At 42.7% G+C, this 15,636-nt stretch carries 11 protein-coding genes and 1 pseudogene; 2 read left to right on the forward strand and 10 right to left on the reverse strand.

The genetic code is table 11. The features are described 5' to 3' along the window. A pseudogene (locus D1Z92_RS17750) lies at positions 1 to 76 on the reverse strand (IS200/IS605 family transposase); the annotation flags it as partial. A gap of 167 nt (positions 77 to 243) precedes the next feature. Here D1Z92_RS17750 and D1Z92_RS17345 point away from each other — a divergent pair. Then, a complete protein-coding gene (locus D1Z92_RS17345; RefSeq protein WP_164931602.1) occupies positions 244 to 417 on the forward strand; it encodes a hypothetical protein in 174 nt (57 codons plus the stop codon). Positions 418 to 584: 167 nt separating this feature from the next. Here the strand turns inward: D1Z92_RS17345 and D1Z92_RS17970 are convergent, their stop codons facing one another. The 8 genes from D1Z92_RS17970 to D1Z92_RS12150 form a co-directional block, all read right to left on the reverse strand. Further along, positions 585 to 2,846: an NTTRR-F1 domain gene (locus D1Z92_RS17970; protein ID WP_206099754.1), complete on the reverse strand. Its 2,262-nt coding sequence runs from the start codon at positions 2,844 to 2,846 to the stop codon at positions 585 to 587. 211 nt (positions 2,847 to 3,057) lie between these two features. Further along, entirely contained in the window at positions 3,058 to 6,084 is a 3,027-nt protein-coding gene (locus D1Z92_RS17975) for an NTTRR-F1 domain (RefSeq protein WP_442404256.1), read from the reverse strand. 193 nt (positions 6,085 to 6,277) lie between these two features. After that, positions 6,278 to 6,793 carry an adenine phosphoribosyltransferase gene (locus D1Z92_RS12125; protein WP_128895943.1) on the reverse strand — a complete coding sequence of 172 codons (516 nt, stop codon included), beginning with the start codon at positions 6,791 to 6,793 and terminating at the stop codon, positions 6,278 to 6,280. After that, positions 6,790 to 9,189, reverse strand: coding sequence for a single-stranded-DNA-specific exonuclease RecJ (gene recJ, locus D1Z92_RS12130; RefSeq protein WP_128895944.1), 2,400 nt, complete (start codon positions 9,187 to 9,189; stop codon positions 6,790 to 6,792). The genes D1Z92_RS12125 and recJ overlap by 4 nt, the downstream gene beginning before the upstream one ends. A 16-nt stretch (positions 9,190 to 9,205) precedes the next feature. Then, positions 9,206 to 10,165 carry a cation diffusion facilitator family transporter gene (locus D1Z92_RS12135; RefSeq protein WP_503104915.1) on the reverse strand — a complete coding sequence of 320 codons (960 nt, stop codon included), beginning with the start codon at positions 10,163 to 10,165 and terminating at the stop codon, positions 9,206 to 9,208. Between the two features lie 72 nt (positions 10,166 to 10,237). After that, positions 10,238 to 11,161, reverse strand: coding sequence for a protein translocase subunit SecF (secF, locus tag D1Z92_RS12140; RefSeq protein WP_128895946.1), 924 nt, complete (start codon positions 11,159 to 11,161; stop codon positions 10,238 to 10,240). Beyond that, positions 11,151 to 12,434 carry a protein translocase subunit SecD gene (gene secD, locus D1Z92_RS12145; protein WP_128896009.1) on the reverse strand — a complete coding sequence of 428 codons (1,284 nt, stop codon included), beginning with the start codon at positions 12,432 to 12,434 and terminating at the stop codon, positions 11,151 to 11,153. The genes secF and secD overlap by 11 nt, the downstream gene beginning before the upstream one ends. A 109-nt stretch (positions 12,435 to 12,543) precedes the next feature. After that, positions 12,544 to 12,813 carry a post-transcriptional regulator gene (locus tag D1Z92_RS12150; protein ID WP_128895947.1) on the reverse strand — a complete coding sequence of 90 codons (270 nt, stop codon included), beginning with the start codon at positions 12,811 to 12,813 and terminating at the stop codon, positions 12,544 to 12,546. Between the two features lie 175 nt (positions 12,814 to 12,988). Between D1Z92_RS12150 and spoVB the strand changes: the two genes are divergently transcribed. Then, complete coding sequence (spoVB, locus tag D1Z92_RS12155) at positions 12,989 to 14,581, forward strand: stage V sporulation protein B (protein ID WP_128895948.1); 1,593 nt, start codon at positions 12,989 to 12,991, stop codon at positions 14,579 to 14,581. Positions 14,582 to 14,878: 297 nt separating this feature from the next. Here the strand turns inward: spoVB and D1Z92_RS12160 are convergent, their stop codons facing one another. Then, entirely contained in the window at positions 14,879 to 15,595 is a 717-nt protein-coding gene (locus D1Z92_RS12160) for a DUF421 domain-containing protein (protein ID WP_240666718.1), read from the reverse strand. Positions 15,596 to 15,636: the final 41 nt, after the last annotated feature.

Here is a 15,636-nt window from a genome sequence, read left to right on the forward strand (position 1 = left end):
CGATACGATATTTCACTACCAAAACAAGGTGATAATGCAGTGAGAAAACTGAGTGATTATTGTTATCTAACTTCATTGATATAACAACCTTTCTACTCACTAGTACTGATTATATCAATGTTGAAAATAACATACAATAATTTTGGCTAACGCCAATCGAAATTCATCTCCACCTTATCGTTGGGCTTCGCCCTTCACACGCTTGAAGATGGATTAAACAAGTCTCATAAAAAATTGGAAACATTGTATAAACAGCATCCGCAATTAGAAGAAGAACAAAAGAAAAAAGCTATTACGTCTACTTTGTATGCAGAATACGATGCAGTAGAAAGTCTATCCAATCAGCATCTTATTGATGATAGTGTTAGTGAGAAGCAAAAGAAAGAAATCGTTGAGAAGATGGAAGATGAAGAGTAGTTGAATATGTAATGCGATAAGGACTATAGGTTCTCTTTGTCATCCTAATATGTGCTTTAATTGAAAAAAGAAAAAAAGAGAAGGTTACGTACGTAATGGCCTCAGGTGAAGTGAAACACTAACTTTTGGAGGTCACTACAATCGTCCCTTCTCTTTTGTTAATTAAACTAGCGTAATATTTTTATACTTGCTAAAAATAAATCATCGTCATTATCAGAATCTGTTACCCTCCAATACCATACACTACAATCTGTAGTTGGTTCGACAGTAAATGTTACCTTAACTACACGATCATCCCCATTATTATTATCAAATAATATGCCATTTGCACCACTTTGCATTACTGTTACACCTGCCAATGGGTCTGGAGCAAATGAAATGAAAGTTAACGGCATTGGTGTTCCAGGTCCTGAATTAAATTGTGCTGGCAAAATTTCTTCAATGTTTAAAACTGCATTATTAGTATTATCTTCTATTAGGATAAATGCATCTACAGTTACGATGTTAGAATTACTAGCAGTGTAAATATGATAAGTTTGGTTGTTTGCTGTAACATTTGCAAAACCAGTCCATGCATCAGAAACTATTGTTCCCTCATTTGAATTGAAACCCCAGTTAAATGAAAGAAATCCTTCGTCGTCACCCGTTGGACCTGTCGGACCTGTCGGGCCAGTTGGGCCTGTAGCTCCGGTTGGACCTGTCGGGCCAGTTACTCCGGTTGCTCCCGTTGAGCCGGTTGGACCTGTCGGACCCGTTGTTCCTGTTTGACCGGTTGGGCCGGTTGGGCCAGTTACTCCTGTTGCTCCCGTTGCGCCGGTCGAGCCCGTTGCTCCCGTTGTGCCTGTGGCTCCGGTTGCTCCCGTTGAGCCTGTTGAACCCGTTGCGCCGGTTGGACCTGTCGCTCCGGTTGTGCCCGTTGGGCCGGTTACTCCTGTTGCTCCCGTTGCGCCGGTTACTCCGGTTACTCCTGTTGCTCCCGTTGGACCTGTCGCTCCGGTTGCTCCCGTTGAGCCCGTTGAGCCCGTTGGGCCAGTTACTCCTGTTGCTCCCGTTGCGCCGGTCGAGCCCGTTGCTCCCGTTGTGCCTGTGGCTCCGGTTGCTCCCGTTGAGCCTGTTGAACCCGTTGCGCCGGTTGAGCCCGTTGAGCCCGTTGAGCCCGTTGAACCTGTGGCTCCGGTTGCGCCCGTTGAGCCGGTTGCGCCGGTCGGACCGGTTGAGCCCGTTGGACCTGTGGCTCCGGTTGCTCCCGTTGGACCCGTTGAGCCGGTTACTCCGGTTGCCCCGGTCGGACCCGTTGAGCCCGTTGAGCCCGTTGAGCCCGTTGAACCTGTGGCTCCGATTGCTCCCGTTGAGCCGGTTACTCCTGTTGCTCCGGTTGGACCTGTCGCTCCGGTTGCTCCCGTTGAGCCGGTCGGACCTGTTGAACCCGTTGAGCCAGTTGCGCCGGTCGCTCCGGTTGAACCCGTTGAGCCTGTTGAACCCGTTGCACCTGTTGATCCGGTTGCGCCCGTTGAGCCCGTTGGACCTGTTGCTCCCGTTGTGCCTGTCGGGCCGGTTGAACCCGTTGAGCCGGTTACTCCTGTTGCTCCGGTTGGACCTGTTGCTCCCGTTGTGCCTGTCGCTCCGGTTGAGCCTGTTGAACCTGTCGCTCCGGTTGCTCCCGTTGAGCCCGTTGCTCCGGTCGGACCCGTTGCTCCAGTTGAGCCAGTTGAGCCCGTTGCTCCAGTTGAGCCGGTTGTTCCTGTTGGACCTGTCGGACCGGTTGAGCCGGTTGTTCCTGTGGCTCCGGTTGGGCCGGTTGAACCTGTCGCTCCGGTTGCGCCCGTTGAGCCCGTTGCTCCGGTCGGACCTGTTGAACCCGTTGAGCCAGTTGAACCCGTTGCACCTGTTGCTCCCGTTGTGCCTGTAGCTCCCATCGCACCTGTAGGACCTGCTATACCATCCCATCTCATTAATTTTACTCTATCTACAATGACTCCGGTTCCATATGGAAGAGCTAGCTTTGTAATAACTACTAATGCTTTTGTTGCCCCCATAGGAGCTACTGAACTGACAAAATTAACTGATTTATAACTTCCCTTAATAGCATTTGGTAGCTGGTCCCAAAATATAGTTGAGTTTATCCCAAATCCTAAAAAAGCATTATTATCATCCAAATATAGAAATGTTATAGATACACTAGGTGACTGTCCTGCCTTATTAGCTGCGATTGCTAAAAATAAATCATAACTTTGTCCTTCTGTGACTGGAACTTCCTGAAGAATAAATGCATCTGTATTCCCTTCTGCTAACAATACACTATGTGATCCTGTAAATACAGGACCCGGTACGGTTGTGATTGTTGCTTCTTGACCTTCCCACGGAGCCAATGATCCTGTTTCAAAACCGCCGTTTATTAAGATATTGGTTATATTAACGATATTGTTCACCATCCTTTCCTTTAAACTAATCTATAATATGAATCCTTCTTTGAAAATTCCTGTGCGATTATAATAAGACGAGGAATGATGGTTACTTTGAGATGTTTTACATTATAAATAGCAAATCAAAATTATACTATTTTGATATAAAGCAAAGAGGAAAGTTATTAAGATACAACTTTCCTCATCATAATACTACGCTAAATTTTATATTTGTATTTTATGATAGTTTTTTTATGACAATTGATGCATTAATTTCCCCACTATTATCTAAAACAGTAGACATTGCACCTTCTTGTGAGGTGAAAGTGACTGTTCCTGTTACTCCAGCATTAAACAATATTTCTCCTTGAATGCTTCTCTCTCTACCTGAAAAAAATATTGAATCTAAAGTAGGTACCACTGATCCATTGAATTGTATTGCAAACGACCTAGGTGCAACAGTATCCTTAAGAAGATTAAAACTAACGGAGTATACACCCGTAGTATTAATTATTATCATTGAACTTGTTGGTGTAAAAGAAATATCAGACCCAAAAATCAAACCAGCATTTGTGAAATTTACAGAAGATCCAGCAGTTACAGTTGTCGCACCAGTTGCAAAAAGAAATGCTGCAGATGCTAAACCTATCCCACTTGCTCCTGTTGCGCCGGTGGAGCCGGTCATTCCCGCAGATCCAGTGATCCCTGTTGCGCCTGTTGAACCTGTGGCTCCGGTTGAGCCGGTTGAACCTGTTGAACCCGTTGCGCCGGTCGGACCGGTGGCTCCTGCCGTACCAGTTGTTCCGGTTGATCCTGTTGAGCCGGATGGACCCGTCGAGCCTGTTGCCCCCGTGACTCCCGTTGTTCCTGTTGCGCCTGTCGAACCTGCTGCTCCCGTTGAACCTGTTGGACCAGTTGAACCCGTTGCGCCGGTGGAGCCTGTTGAACCTGTTGATCCCGTTGCTCCCGCTGCGCCGGTGGAGCCTGCCGTACCGGTCGAGCCGGTTGGACCACTTGGACCTGTTGTTCCACTTGCTCCAGTGGCTCCGGTTGAACCCATTGTGCCAGATGGACCCGTCGAGCCCGTGACTCCCATTGAGCCGGTTGAACCCGTGGCGCCGGTCGAACCGGTGGATCCAGTGGCTCCCATTGCTCCCGTTGCGCCGGTGGAGCCTGTTGCGCCCGTTGTTCCTGTCGAACCGGTTGCGCCCGTTGCTCCGGTTGTTCCTGTCAGTCCAGTCGCTCCTGTTGAGCCTGCCGGACCGGTGGTTCCCGTCGGGCCGGTGACTCCCATTGCTCCGGTTGAACCTGTCGAGCCTGTTGCGCCGGTTGGACCCGTTGCGCCAGTTACGCCGGTTGAGCCTATTGAACCTGTTGATCCCGTGGCCCCGGTTGCGCCTGCCGGACCGGTCGGGCCGGTTGGACCTGTGACTCCCGTTGAGCCAGTGGTTCCAATGGAACCGGTTGCGCCCGTTGAACCTGTTGGACCTGTTGCGCCGGTTGAACCCGTTGCGCCCGTCGACCCTGTTGCACCCGTTGAGCCGGTTGCTCCGGTTGCCCCCGTTGAGCCGGTCGAACCCGTTGAGCCCGTTGCTCCGGTTGTTCCTGTTGAACCCGTTGAACCTGTTGCGCCCGTATCGCCCGTTGAACCTGTTGAACCCGTTGAGCCCGTTGAGCCCGTTGCTCCGGTTGGACCTGCTGAGCCTGTCGGGCCCGTTGAGCCCGTTTCGCCAGTGGCTCCCGTCGACCCTGTTGCACCCGTTGAGCCCGTTATGCCTGTTGCGCCCGTTGAGCCCATTGCGCCGGTCGGACCAATTACGCCCGTTGAGCCAGTTGGGCCTGTGGCTCCTGTTGCTCCGGTTGTGCCTGTCATTCCCGCAGATCCTGTGGTTCCTGTTGTTCCGGTTGGACCTGTCGCTCCGGTTGAGCCAGTCGGGCCGGTTGAGCCTGTTGAACCTGTGGCTCCGGTTGAGCCCGTTGAGCCCGTTGCTCCGGTCGGACCTGTTGCACCCGTTGCTCCTGTTGAACCCGTTGAGCCTGTTGAACCGGTTGAACCGGTTGATCCGGTGGCTCCCATTGCTCCCGTTGAGCCTGTCGAGCCTGTTGAGCCTGTTGAACCTGTTGATCCCGTGGCCCCGGTTGAGCCTGACGTACCGGTCGGGCCGGTTGGACCTGTGACTCCCGTTGCGCCAGTGGTTCCAATGGAACCCGTTGAACCTGTTGCGCCCGTTGAACCTGTTGATCCCGTTGAGCCCGTTGAACCTGTTGATCCCGTGGCCCCGGTTGCGCCGGTCGAACCTGTTGAGCCTGTTGATCCGGTTGTTCCTGTCGAACCTGTTGTGCCAGTGGCGCCGGTTGAGCCTGTCATTCCCGTTGATCCAGTGGTTCCTGTGGCGCCTGTCGGACCCGTTGAGCCCGTTGATCCGGTCGGACCTGTTGCGCCACTTGATCCCGTGGCTCCCGTGGTGCCGGTGGAGCCTGACGTACCGGTCGAGCCGGTTGAACCTTTTGCTCCTGTGGCTCCCGTTGTTCCTGTCGAACCTGTTGCGCCAGTTGCTCCGGTTGAACCACTTGGACCTGTTGTTCCTGTCAGTCCAGTCGCTCCTGTTGAGCCTGCCGTACCGGTGGTTCCCGTCGGGCCCGTGACTCCCATTGCTCCGGTTGAACCTGTCGAGCCGGTTGAACCTGTCGAGCCGGTTGATCCCGTGGCTCCTGTCGGGCCGGTGGCTCCCGTTACTCCGGTTGCGCCAGTCATTCCCGCTGCGCCCGTTGGACCTGCTATACCATCCCATCTCATTAATTTCACTCTATCTAATATGACTCCTGTACTATTCGCAAGTCCTAATTTTGCAATAACTAATCTCGCTTTAGTTGTTCCTGCTGGAGCAACTCCACTAACAAAATCAACGGACTTATAACATCCTTTTGCAGCGTTTGGTAGTTGGTTCCAAAATATAGTTGTATTTATTCCGTATCCAAGAAATGTATTATTATCATTTAAAAATTGCAATGTTATAGATACACTAGGCGATTGTCCCTCTTTATTAGCTGCTATCGCTAAAAATAGGTCATAACTCTGCCCTGCTGTAACTGCCACGTCTTGCATAATAAAAGCATTGACGTTTCCTTCAGCTAATAGTGCACTAAATGATCCTGTAAAAACTGGTCCTGGTATGACTGTGATGGATACTTTCTGACCCGTCCATGGAGCAATTGAACCAGTTTCAAACCCGCTATTTATTAAAATATTTGTAATATTAACTATGCTATTTCACCCTCCTTCCGTACAATAATCTATCGTATGCATCTATCATAAAATTTCCTGTGTTTATAACACGTATCACATTTTTTTGCCCCTCTAATTTATGCATAACAAAAAAACCCCCTTTTGCAAACTACAGTTATGCCTAAACTGTGGCTCACAAAAGAGAGTTCTACACTAAAAGAAATATGTCATTTTAGTATTGCATTAACGTGATGATCTCTAATTCACTTGGTAATTTATCCCTACCATTTAAACTCATCAATTCAATCATAAATGCTGAACCTATCACTTCTCCGCCTAATTGCTTGATGAGATCAATGGAAGTTTGAATCGTTCCACCAGTAGCAAGTAAATCATCTGCAATTAACACTTTTTGACCTGGTAAAATAGCATCTTTATGCATGGCTAATTTATCTTTTCCGTACTCCAAATTATAATCTGCCTCTATCGTTTCGCCTGGTAATTTTCCACTTTTACGTATAGGAATAAACCCAACATCTAAAGCATAAGCGAGAGGTGCACCTACGACGAATCCTCTTGCTTCAGGACCAGCGATGAGGTCGATCTCCAAGTGTTTCACTTTTTCTCTCAATTCATCTATTGCGGCCTTATACATTTGCCCATTTTTCAATAAGGTTGTGATGTCCTTAAACCTAATTCCTTGTTGTGGGAAATCTTCGATAACACGAATATGTTCTTTAAAATTCATACCATTACTTCCTCCATAAATTCATTTTGATTACTTTGTTCATTTCTTTGCTCATTAATCCACTTGTATAACATCATAGTAGAAGACTGAAGCAACGTACTTCTGACAAGTTGTTCATTTTCGTATTGTTGTTTATATATTAACGATGTGTGAAGAGGTTTCTTCTGGGGTGAGGGAATAAAATGATATTCACCATTCTCTTGTTCCACAAATCCAAGCTCTTCGAAAACACTCAAAATAAAACGTAACTGTTGATGTGAAATATAATATTTATCCCTTATTTCCGTTGTAAATTCTTCATTTAAAGTCATCACGTTCATTTGTTGCAACATTTTATACAGTATCGCAAATTTCTCTCGTGAAGGAATCTGACTTTCACCAACTACACTAAAGTTAATACATAACTTCTCTAATGACGGCACATGCTTCATCAACCATGTAAAAGGCAGTAAAGAAGGAGGGCAGTCCACAATAAAACATTGCTGCACCTCGGATAAAGAAATATCATTATCCCCAAGAGCAACAGCCTGATCATGCTTTATCAACCACATACCGCCACTATAAGACTGTATCATATGTTGGACTTGTTGTGCCATTTCTTTTGAAAAAAATATAATACCATTTTTATTATCTTCTTTTCTCAGGCTATCTAACCATTGAGGTAACGAAGGCTGTAGTTTCCTATTTCTAATGTCAATCAAATCAAAGCCATTGGACTGTATATCTTTCAGCCTAACTTGTGGCGTAATATTACCGTTCCACTCATTTAAAGATAACTCACCACATAAACTGATGATCATGTCTTTTTTAATTTCATGTGGTTCGTATCCATAATTAAAATATATAGCGTCTAACGCATGTCTAGACTCACCCTTGACCTTTAGTTTCAAATGATTTTGCTGCTTCCCTAAAAATCTAGCGTCTTCGACATGTAAAGTACGAAGTGCAACAACAGGGGCAGGATTCGCTTTACCAAACGGAGCTAAAGCTTGGACACTCTGTATTGAAGCTACTGTAATCTCTTCTATTTCACATTCCAAATCAACGTCGATAGAAGGAATAAAATCATCCTCCGTTAACCATTCCTTTGCAATTTCATTTAACTTTATTCTAAAATCATCAATATGTTCTATGTTCATCGTCATCCCTGCCGCGCCTTCATGACCACCAAAGTGATCCATATAAGAAGAAGATGCCTTCAATGCACTATAAATATCAAATGCAGGTATAGAACGTGCCGAACCTTTTGCTAAACCTGTTTCATGATCTATATTCAATATAATCGTAGGACGATACGTCTTTTCCAATATTTTTGCAGCAACAATACCGATAACACCGATATTCCAACCTTCTCCAGCTAAAACAATGACGTCATCGTCTTTCACTTGTTCTAATTGCGCAAGGGCTTCCTTCACCATATCAGAGACTAATTTCTGTCGCTGTTGATTAAGTTGATGAAGTTCTTTTGCTAGTACTTCTGCAAGAGAGCTATCTTTTGTCGTCAAAAGCTCCACTGCAGTATCGGCGTGCTGCAATCTGCCACTGGCGTTAATACGAGGAGCTAGAGAAAAGGCAACATCTTCACATTGTATAGTGGAGTTCACACCAGCTACGTCGAACAATGCGGCAATTCCAGGATACGCACTATCGTTCATCAGAGATAATCCTAACGTTACAAACAAACGATTCTCGTCTAATAGAGGCATCAAGTCTGCAACCGTACCTAAGGTAACAAGTTCAAGCAACCAATGCGGTACTTCTCCCAGTAAAGCATGTGCAAACTTAAATGCAACACCTACACCTGCCAAATCTTTAAAAGGATAGGAACATCCCTCTTTCTTTGGATTCACTATACACAATGCATCCGGTAGTACTGCTGGTGGTTCATGATGATCCGTTACCACAACATCCAGACCAAGCTCATTAGCATGAGCAATTTGCTCCACTGCGCTTATTCCATTATCTACCGTAATAATAAGGCTAACTCCATCTTGTTTTGCAGCGGATATGGCATCTATATTTAAGCCGTAACCTTCATGAAAACGGTGTGGTATATAATAATCAAAATTAGCGTTCACATGCCGCAATAACTGAATCATGAGTGACGTACTGCTAATACCATCTGCGTCGTAATCACCGTAAATTCGAATACGCTCCCCTGCTTCTATTGCCTGTCTAACCCTATCCACCGCATCTTGCATCCCATCCATAAGAAATGGATCGTAAAACCCTTGTGTTTCTGGAGACAGAAAAGCTCGTGCAGCATCAACAGAAGTTATTCCGCGAGTAATTAACACTTTTGCAACTAAAGGATCAATATGCAGTGATTCCACTAAAACTTGAACATTAGCCTGATCAGGTGGTGTCACCTTCCATTGCATTTTCTTTTTAGACATGACATCCCTCCTTTTACTAATGAATCAATTTAGAACTACTGGTTTTCAAAGCGCTTCCAATATCTTCATAGGGAAAATCAGCTTTGTAAGGATTCACATGTACGAACACGTCCGCTACGTGATTAAATTGTTCCATCAATGTCTTTTTCACTTTTTTGCCGATACTATGACCATCTTGCACAGATATATTTGGGCTAACGCTCAATTTAACATCAACAATAACATAGTGACCATGTTCTCTGGCTCTTAGTTCATCAATGTTAATGACGCCTTGAACTTTTAATGCAGCCTCTTTAATGCCTGCTGCATCCTCATCATGAAGCACATGATCCATCGTATTGTGAATGGCTTCTTTTACTAATCCATATCCCATTTTCATGATAAGCAAAGCAACAAAAATACCCGCAATTGGATCTAAATATAACAAATACGGCATATCTAATGCATTACCAATCAAAGCTCCAATGACACCTAACAATGCCGCGAAAGAAGAAAACACATCTGAGCGATGCTCAATTGCATTGGCGATTAAAGCTTGAGAAGATAATTGTTTCCCTAAACGATATTTATACTGATACATCGCTTCTTTTACAATAATGGATACGATAAGCGCTATGATCGCAATACCTTTCGGAGGCTCCTCTACTCCAGATATGAGCGTTTGAATGGTACTGGATGCAATTTCAAAGCCGATAATCAACAATAAAACAGAAACGATAATAGCGGCAATGGACTCCGCTTTTCCATGCCCGTATGGATGATCTTTATCAGGTGGCATTTTCGCTGCTTTGATTCCAATTAGCACAGCAAATGAACCGCCAACATCAGAAGCTGAATGTGCGGCATCAGCAATCAAAGCTTTACTATTAGATATAACTCCAATGATTCCTTTCATCACAGCAAGCAGTGCATTACCAATAATTCCTATCCAAGCCGCAAATTCCGCCTTTTTAAACCTCTGCTCCGTCATGGACACACTCCTTGTCTATTTTAAAAAAATCAACATAAAAAAGCCGTGAACATCTTGCTCATATCCACGGCTTGTATCTTAAACTTCTGTCGTAGATTTCTTAGGCTTATTAATGCTATTCTTTTTAAACTCTAACCAAATTGGACTGGCGATAAAAATAGATGAATATGCACCACTAATTAAGCCGATCAATATCGCTAGTGAAAATACTTTGATCGCTGGACTACCGAGCACTAATAAACATCCAGCAGCAAATATAACCGTGACCGCTGTATTGATAGATCGTGCTAATGTTTGCATAATACTATTGTTCACTATAGTTGCCAAATCATGAAATGTTTTTAATTTCTTTGTTTTGCTCACATTTTCACGTATACGGTCAAAAATAACGATCGTATCGTTAATGGAATAACCGATAATGGTCAGTATCGCAGCGATAAAGACCAAATTAATTTCAAATCTAAAGATAGCGAATATACTGATGACAATCATGGCATCATGAACGATAGCTAAAATCGCAGCTAAGGCGAATCTCCATTCAAATCGAATAGTGACGTAAAGAATGATAAATATACTTGCGACAGAAACGGCGTAAATGGCTTTTAAACTTAACTCTTTTGCCATAACAGCATCGACCGTATTTTCCTCATAACTTACGGTTCCTTCACCAAACTTTGCTTCAAAAGTTTCAATAATCGTTGTTGTTTGGTCGTTATTTAACACTTCTGCGAAACGGTTTGTTACCCTGTTAGAGTCACTTCCACCAACAGTTGGACTTGTCCCCTCGAACCCAGCATCTGCAAATATTTGCGAGGCCTCATCTACGGTTAAAGCGTTTCCTTCCACTTGAATATCTAGATTCGTTCCAGATTGAAAATCTACACCTAGGTTCAAACCGAACAATAGCATAAATACTATACCAACAGCAATAATTGCGGCAGATACCAAAAAGAACGGTTTGCGTTTCTGTACAAAGTCGAATTGTTGAATTTTAGAGTTCACTGATGTCTGCCTCCTTTACTCCAAAATAGCTCGGTTTGTTTACCCATTTAGAGCGAATAAGTAAATGAAGTAAAGCTCTGGATAAAAATACATTCGTAATGACACTCACTAAAATACTAAACACTAAAGAAAGTGCAAAACCTTGTATGGCACCTGTACCTACAAAATACAATACTATACCAGCAATAATGGTTGTTACGTTGGCATCTAGTATCGTTTTTAATGAGTTTCTTGATCCTGCTCTTAAAGATGACAAAATGCTTTTACCACTTTTCATCTCTTCTTTAATACGTTCGTAAGTAATGATATTGGCGTCTACTGCCATTCCGACACCGAGTATGAGTGCCGCTATTCCAGGTAGCGTCAACGTTGCATTCATCCAATCAAACACTTGTAATATGAGCCATATATAAGCGATCAGTGTAATCACAGAAACTACACCTGGAATTCGATAATATATAATCATGAAAACAAAAATAATGACGGACCCGACGATTCCAGCGATAGCTGTCTTTTCCAGTGACTCCTCACCTAATGTCGCGTCTACACTTTGCGTATATTTTTCATTCAACTTCACAGGCAATGCACCGCTATTAATAATAGATACTAAATCCTTCACTTCATCTAATGTATAGCTTCCTGAAATCATCGCATCACCACCAGCAATGCCATTGCTAACATTTGGTGCTGAAATTTGTTCTTCATCTAAGTAAATGGCAAGTGGTAAACCTGGAAGACCTTGTTCTTCTGCAGCATCTGCAATCTTTTTCGTTACATCATAAAATTTCTGTGCATCTTTTAGCTTGATGCTGACATATGGGGCATTCGTCGTTGGATCATACTGAACGGATGCACCGCCCTCTGCAAAATCACTTCCTATTAATTCATCATTACAAAATTCGCCATCTTCACAACCTAAGTTACTGCGGAATGTCAATATTGCTGTCTTTTCCAAAATGGCTAACACTTCCGCCTGATTTTCTACACCTGCTAAACGAACGCGAATACGATTTGTACCTTCAGGTAAAATCTCCGGTTCTGTTACTCCTTTAGCATAAATTCTTCTTTCCAAACTATAAGCGGCTTCACGAAGGGTCTGAGCATCAATCTCTTGTCCTTCTGTCAGTGGTTCTACTTCATATAATCTCTCAAAACCACCTTTTAAATCCAATCCTAATTTTAAATCATCTAACATAGCCGGACCTGTCCAAATCATCGTGCTGAATAACGCAACGATGATCACAAGAAAGGCGACTATTCTCTTTTTGTCTATCAACTGTGTCAAATCTCCCTTCACGTCCAAATGTTTACCCTCATTATTATACCATCACAAATGTGACAGTCAATTTATGCTTAAATTCTCAAGTTGTCTCAAAACATGGTTAATCCATACTATGATCTTCACGATAAATGCTAAGTGTCATCCAATTCATGAACTGCGTAATTTTCAAAGACAAAATGTCACTAACGATTTGGTGCAAGTGCGGCATCCCTTTTTTAGCGTAAGATTGACTTACACATTCCCACACTTCATGTCCCTCTACTTGTTTATAACCTAATAAATGAAATTCTTCCGCTTTGGCAGTACAAAGTTTTTCGATCATCTCATTTAATTCCTGTTCATTAAGCGGCTTGTCTGTTTGTATTTTCATCCAAACAACCCCTTCCAAGTATCCTATAGTAAATTTCGATAACTGCTTGCTTATCTCCTTCTACAATATGAAATGACGTGGAAATTTTCTTGATAAAGAAGTAAGTATGAGTTGAGGTTGACAAGCATATTCATATAGAAAGTTCATTCAAAAATGGGATAAGTGAGGAAAAAAAGTGACGAAACAAAATTTTATCCACGGTGCTATGATATTGCTTGCAGCTGGTATTGTTACACGCATATTAGGTTTTGTACCCCGTATTATGCTTCCGCGTATTATTGGTGCGGAAGGTGTGGGGTTATATCAGATGGGATATCCATTTCTCATTGTTCTCTTAACATTAATTACAGGCGGAATCCCACTAGCCATTGCAAAATTAGTAGCGGAAGCTGGTTCCAATCAAGATGAAAGGAAAATTAAATTAATTCTAAAAGTTTCTTTGTTATTTACGATGACATTAGGACTTCTTTTCACTGTATTATCAATGCTTTTGGCTTCCTATATTTCAAATTACTTACTTACAGATAACAGAGTGTACTACACATTTCTTAGTATGAGCCCCATTATATTTATCGTCAGTATTTCGGCGGTATTAAGAGGATACTTTCAGGGCAGACAAAACATGATTCCATCTGCGGCATCTAATATTACGGAAACGATTGTAAGAAGTATTGCGATGTTAGCACTAGCCTATTTTTTATTGGACTATGGTGTTGAAATTGCCGCTGCGGGTGCGATGTTAGGCGTTTTAATCGGTGAGGTATTCGGACTACTTGTGTTGTACATGCAGTATAGGAAACATAGTATAAAGACAGATAAGATGGATACAGCGGATTCACAATCCGTGGAGAAGGAACACAAACAAGAAAGAGGCTACATGCTGTCATCTTTCAGAAGCTTATTCAAAATTGCGATGCCGGTGACTGGAAGTAGATTAGTAGGTTCTAGTTCCTATTTTTTAGAATCGATTATGATTGTGCAAAGTTTAGCCGTTGCAGGAATAGCTACTACGACTGCTACCGCATTGTATGGAAAACTAACCGGAATGGTCATTCCACTGCTACTTATTCCTACCGCGGTTACTTTTTCGTTAGCTGTCTCCCTCGTACCTAATTTGTCTGAAGCTGCCGTGAAAAACAACATCAAATCAATTCAACTACGTATTCATCAGTCTCTTCGCATTGCTTTAGTGATCGGTGTTCCTTTTACAGTGATAATATTTGTGCTAGCGGAGCCTATTTGTCAATTACTATATGGAGATCGTTCTGTTGGACAAATGTTAAAATGGATGGCCCCATTTGGTTTGTTCATTTACTTACAGTCTCCACTGCAAGCAGCGTTACAATCTCTAGATCGCCCAGGTCAAGCTTTGCTTAATACGTTTATTGGGGCTTGTACGAAGCTTATCCTCATTTTTATTTTGGCAGCAAAATTAGAATTAGGTATTATGGGGGGAGCATTGGCGATATGTATTAATATTGTTACAGTAACGTTACTGCATTTTCGCAGCGTGAGGCACATCGTTCCGATTTCCATACAGCACATGAATATAGGTAAAATTTTAGTTTCTGGATTGGTGATGGCTATGCCTTTGTACGTGATATGGAACAGTGATTGGACAGCAACATTATGGTACAAACTTGTTGTGGCCATGTTCATTGGAATCATCGTGTATTTTATGATGATACTGATGCTAAACATTATTAATAAGCATGACATGGAAAGAGTCCCTTGGTTTGGTCATCGCATCAAAAAAATATGGAAATAGATAAGTTGAATGAACTTGTTCAGTCAACTTATTACCGCTAACCATAAGATGAAGAAATCTCCACATCACAATCTTTACGCCTGGCTTCTGAGGCGTAAACTTGCATTTCATTATTTCTTTATCTTATATAGATAAGTTGAATGAACTTGTTCAGTCAACTTATTACCGCTAACCATAAGATGAAGAAATCTCCACGTCACAACCTTTACGCCTGGCATCTGAGGCGTAAACATACATCATTATTTCTTTATCTTATATAGATAAGTTGAATGAACTTGTTCAGTCAACTTATTACCGCTATGTATCTTTTTTATCGACATAGATTTCTCCGTTATGATTAACCGTACAAAGCAGAACATCTTTGAAATGTTGTATTCCATGTTGTTGAATAACATTTTTCAACCAGAAACGTGTTTTGTGTATATCTTCTAAGTGGTGATCTTGTACTTTCCCATCCATAATAAGTGGAATCGGCAATTCAGTGAAATGAATGTTTTTCAATTGAGTTGTATTAAAATATTTGTTGTTTGACTTCATTTTGGGTGCGCTATGTCCCGATGCTTTACTATTATCTCTTACTACTGAAAGCTTTCCTGTAGGTTCTAATAAAGCAAATTCAACATCAGAGATATTTGTAATTCCTTTTTCTCTTAGCTGTAGCATGAGGTCATCTAAATTATATTTTTGATTTTTCATTTCTTTATTGTTCAGTTTTCCATTTTCCACAATCATGCTCGGTTTGCCTTCCAGTAAGAGACGAAATTTTCTACTCTTTAATGACAGTTGAGACAATAAAACTTGAATCCCAACTAAAACTACAACAGGAAGCACGCCTTGCAGTATAGATTTATCTAAATCTTCAATGATGATTACAGAGATTTCAGCAATCATAATGGAGATGACTAAATCAATAACGGACAACTTCCCAATTTCACGTTTTCCCATTAACCGCAACATAACAAATACGGTTATATATACGATGACGGTACGCAACAGTGTCAATGTTAAATCCAATGTATTCGCCTGCCCTTTCATGCTGTCATATTTGGTATTTA

Source organism: Longirhabdus pacifica (assembly GCF_004115085.1).
GTDB classification, from domain to species: Bacteria; Bacillota; Bacilli; order Paenibacillales; family DSM-105158; genus Longirhabdus; species Longirhabdus pacifica.

Excerpts from the sequence above, each read along its gene's own strand:
- D1Z92_RS12150 (WP_128895947.1), bottom strand. The coding sequence starts at position 12,813 with ATGAAAATACAAACAGACAAGCCGCTTAATGAACAGGAATTAAATGAG.
- D1Z92_RS12125 (WP_128895943.1), bottom strand. The coding sequence starts at position 6,793 with ATGAATTTTAAAGAACATATTCGTGTTATCGAAGATTTCCCACAACAA.
- recJ (WP_128895944.1), bottom strand. The coding sequence starts at position 9,189 with ATGTCTAAAAAGAAAATGCAATGGAAGGTGACACCACCTGATCAGGCT.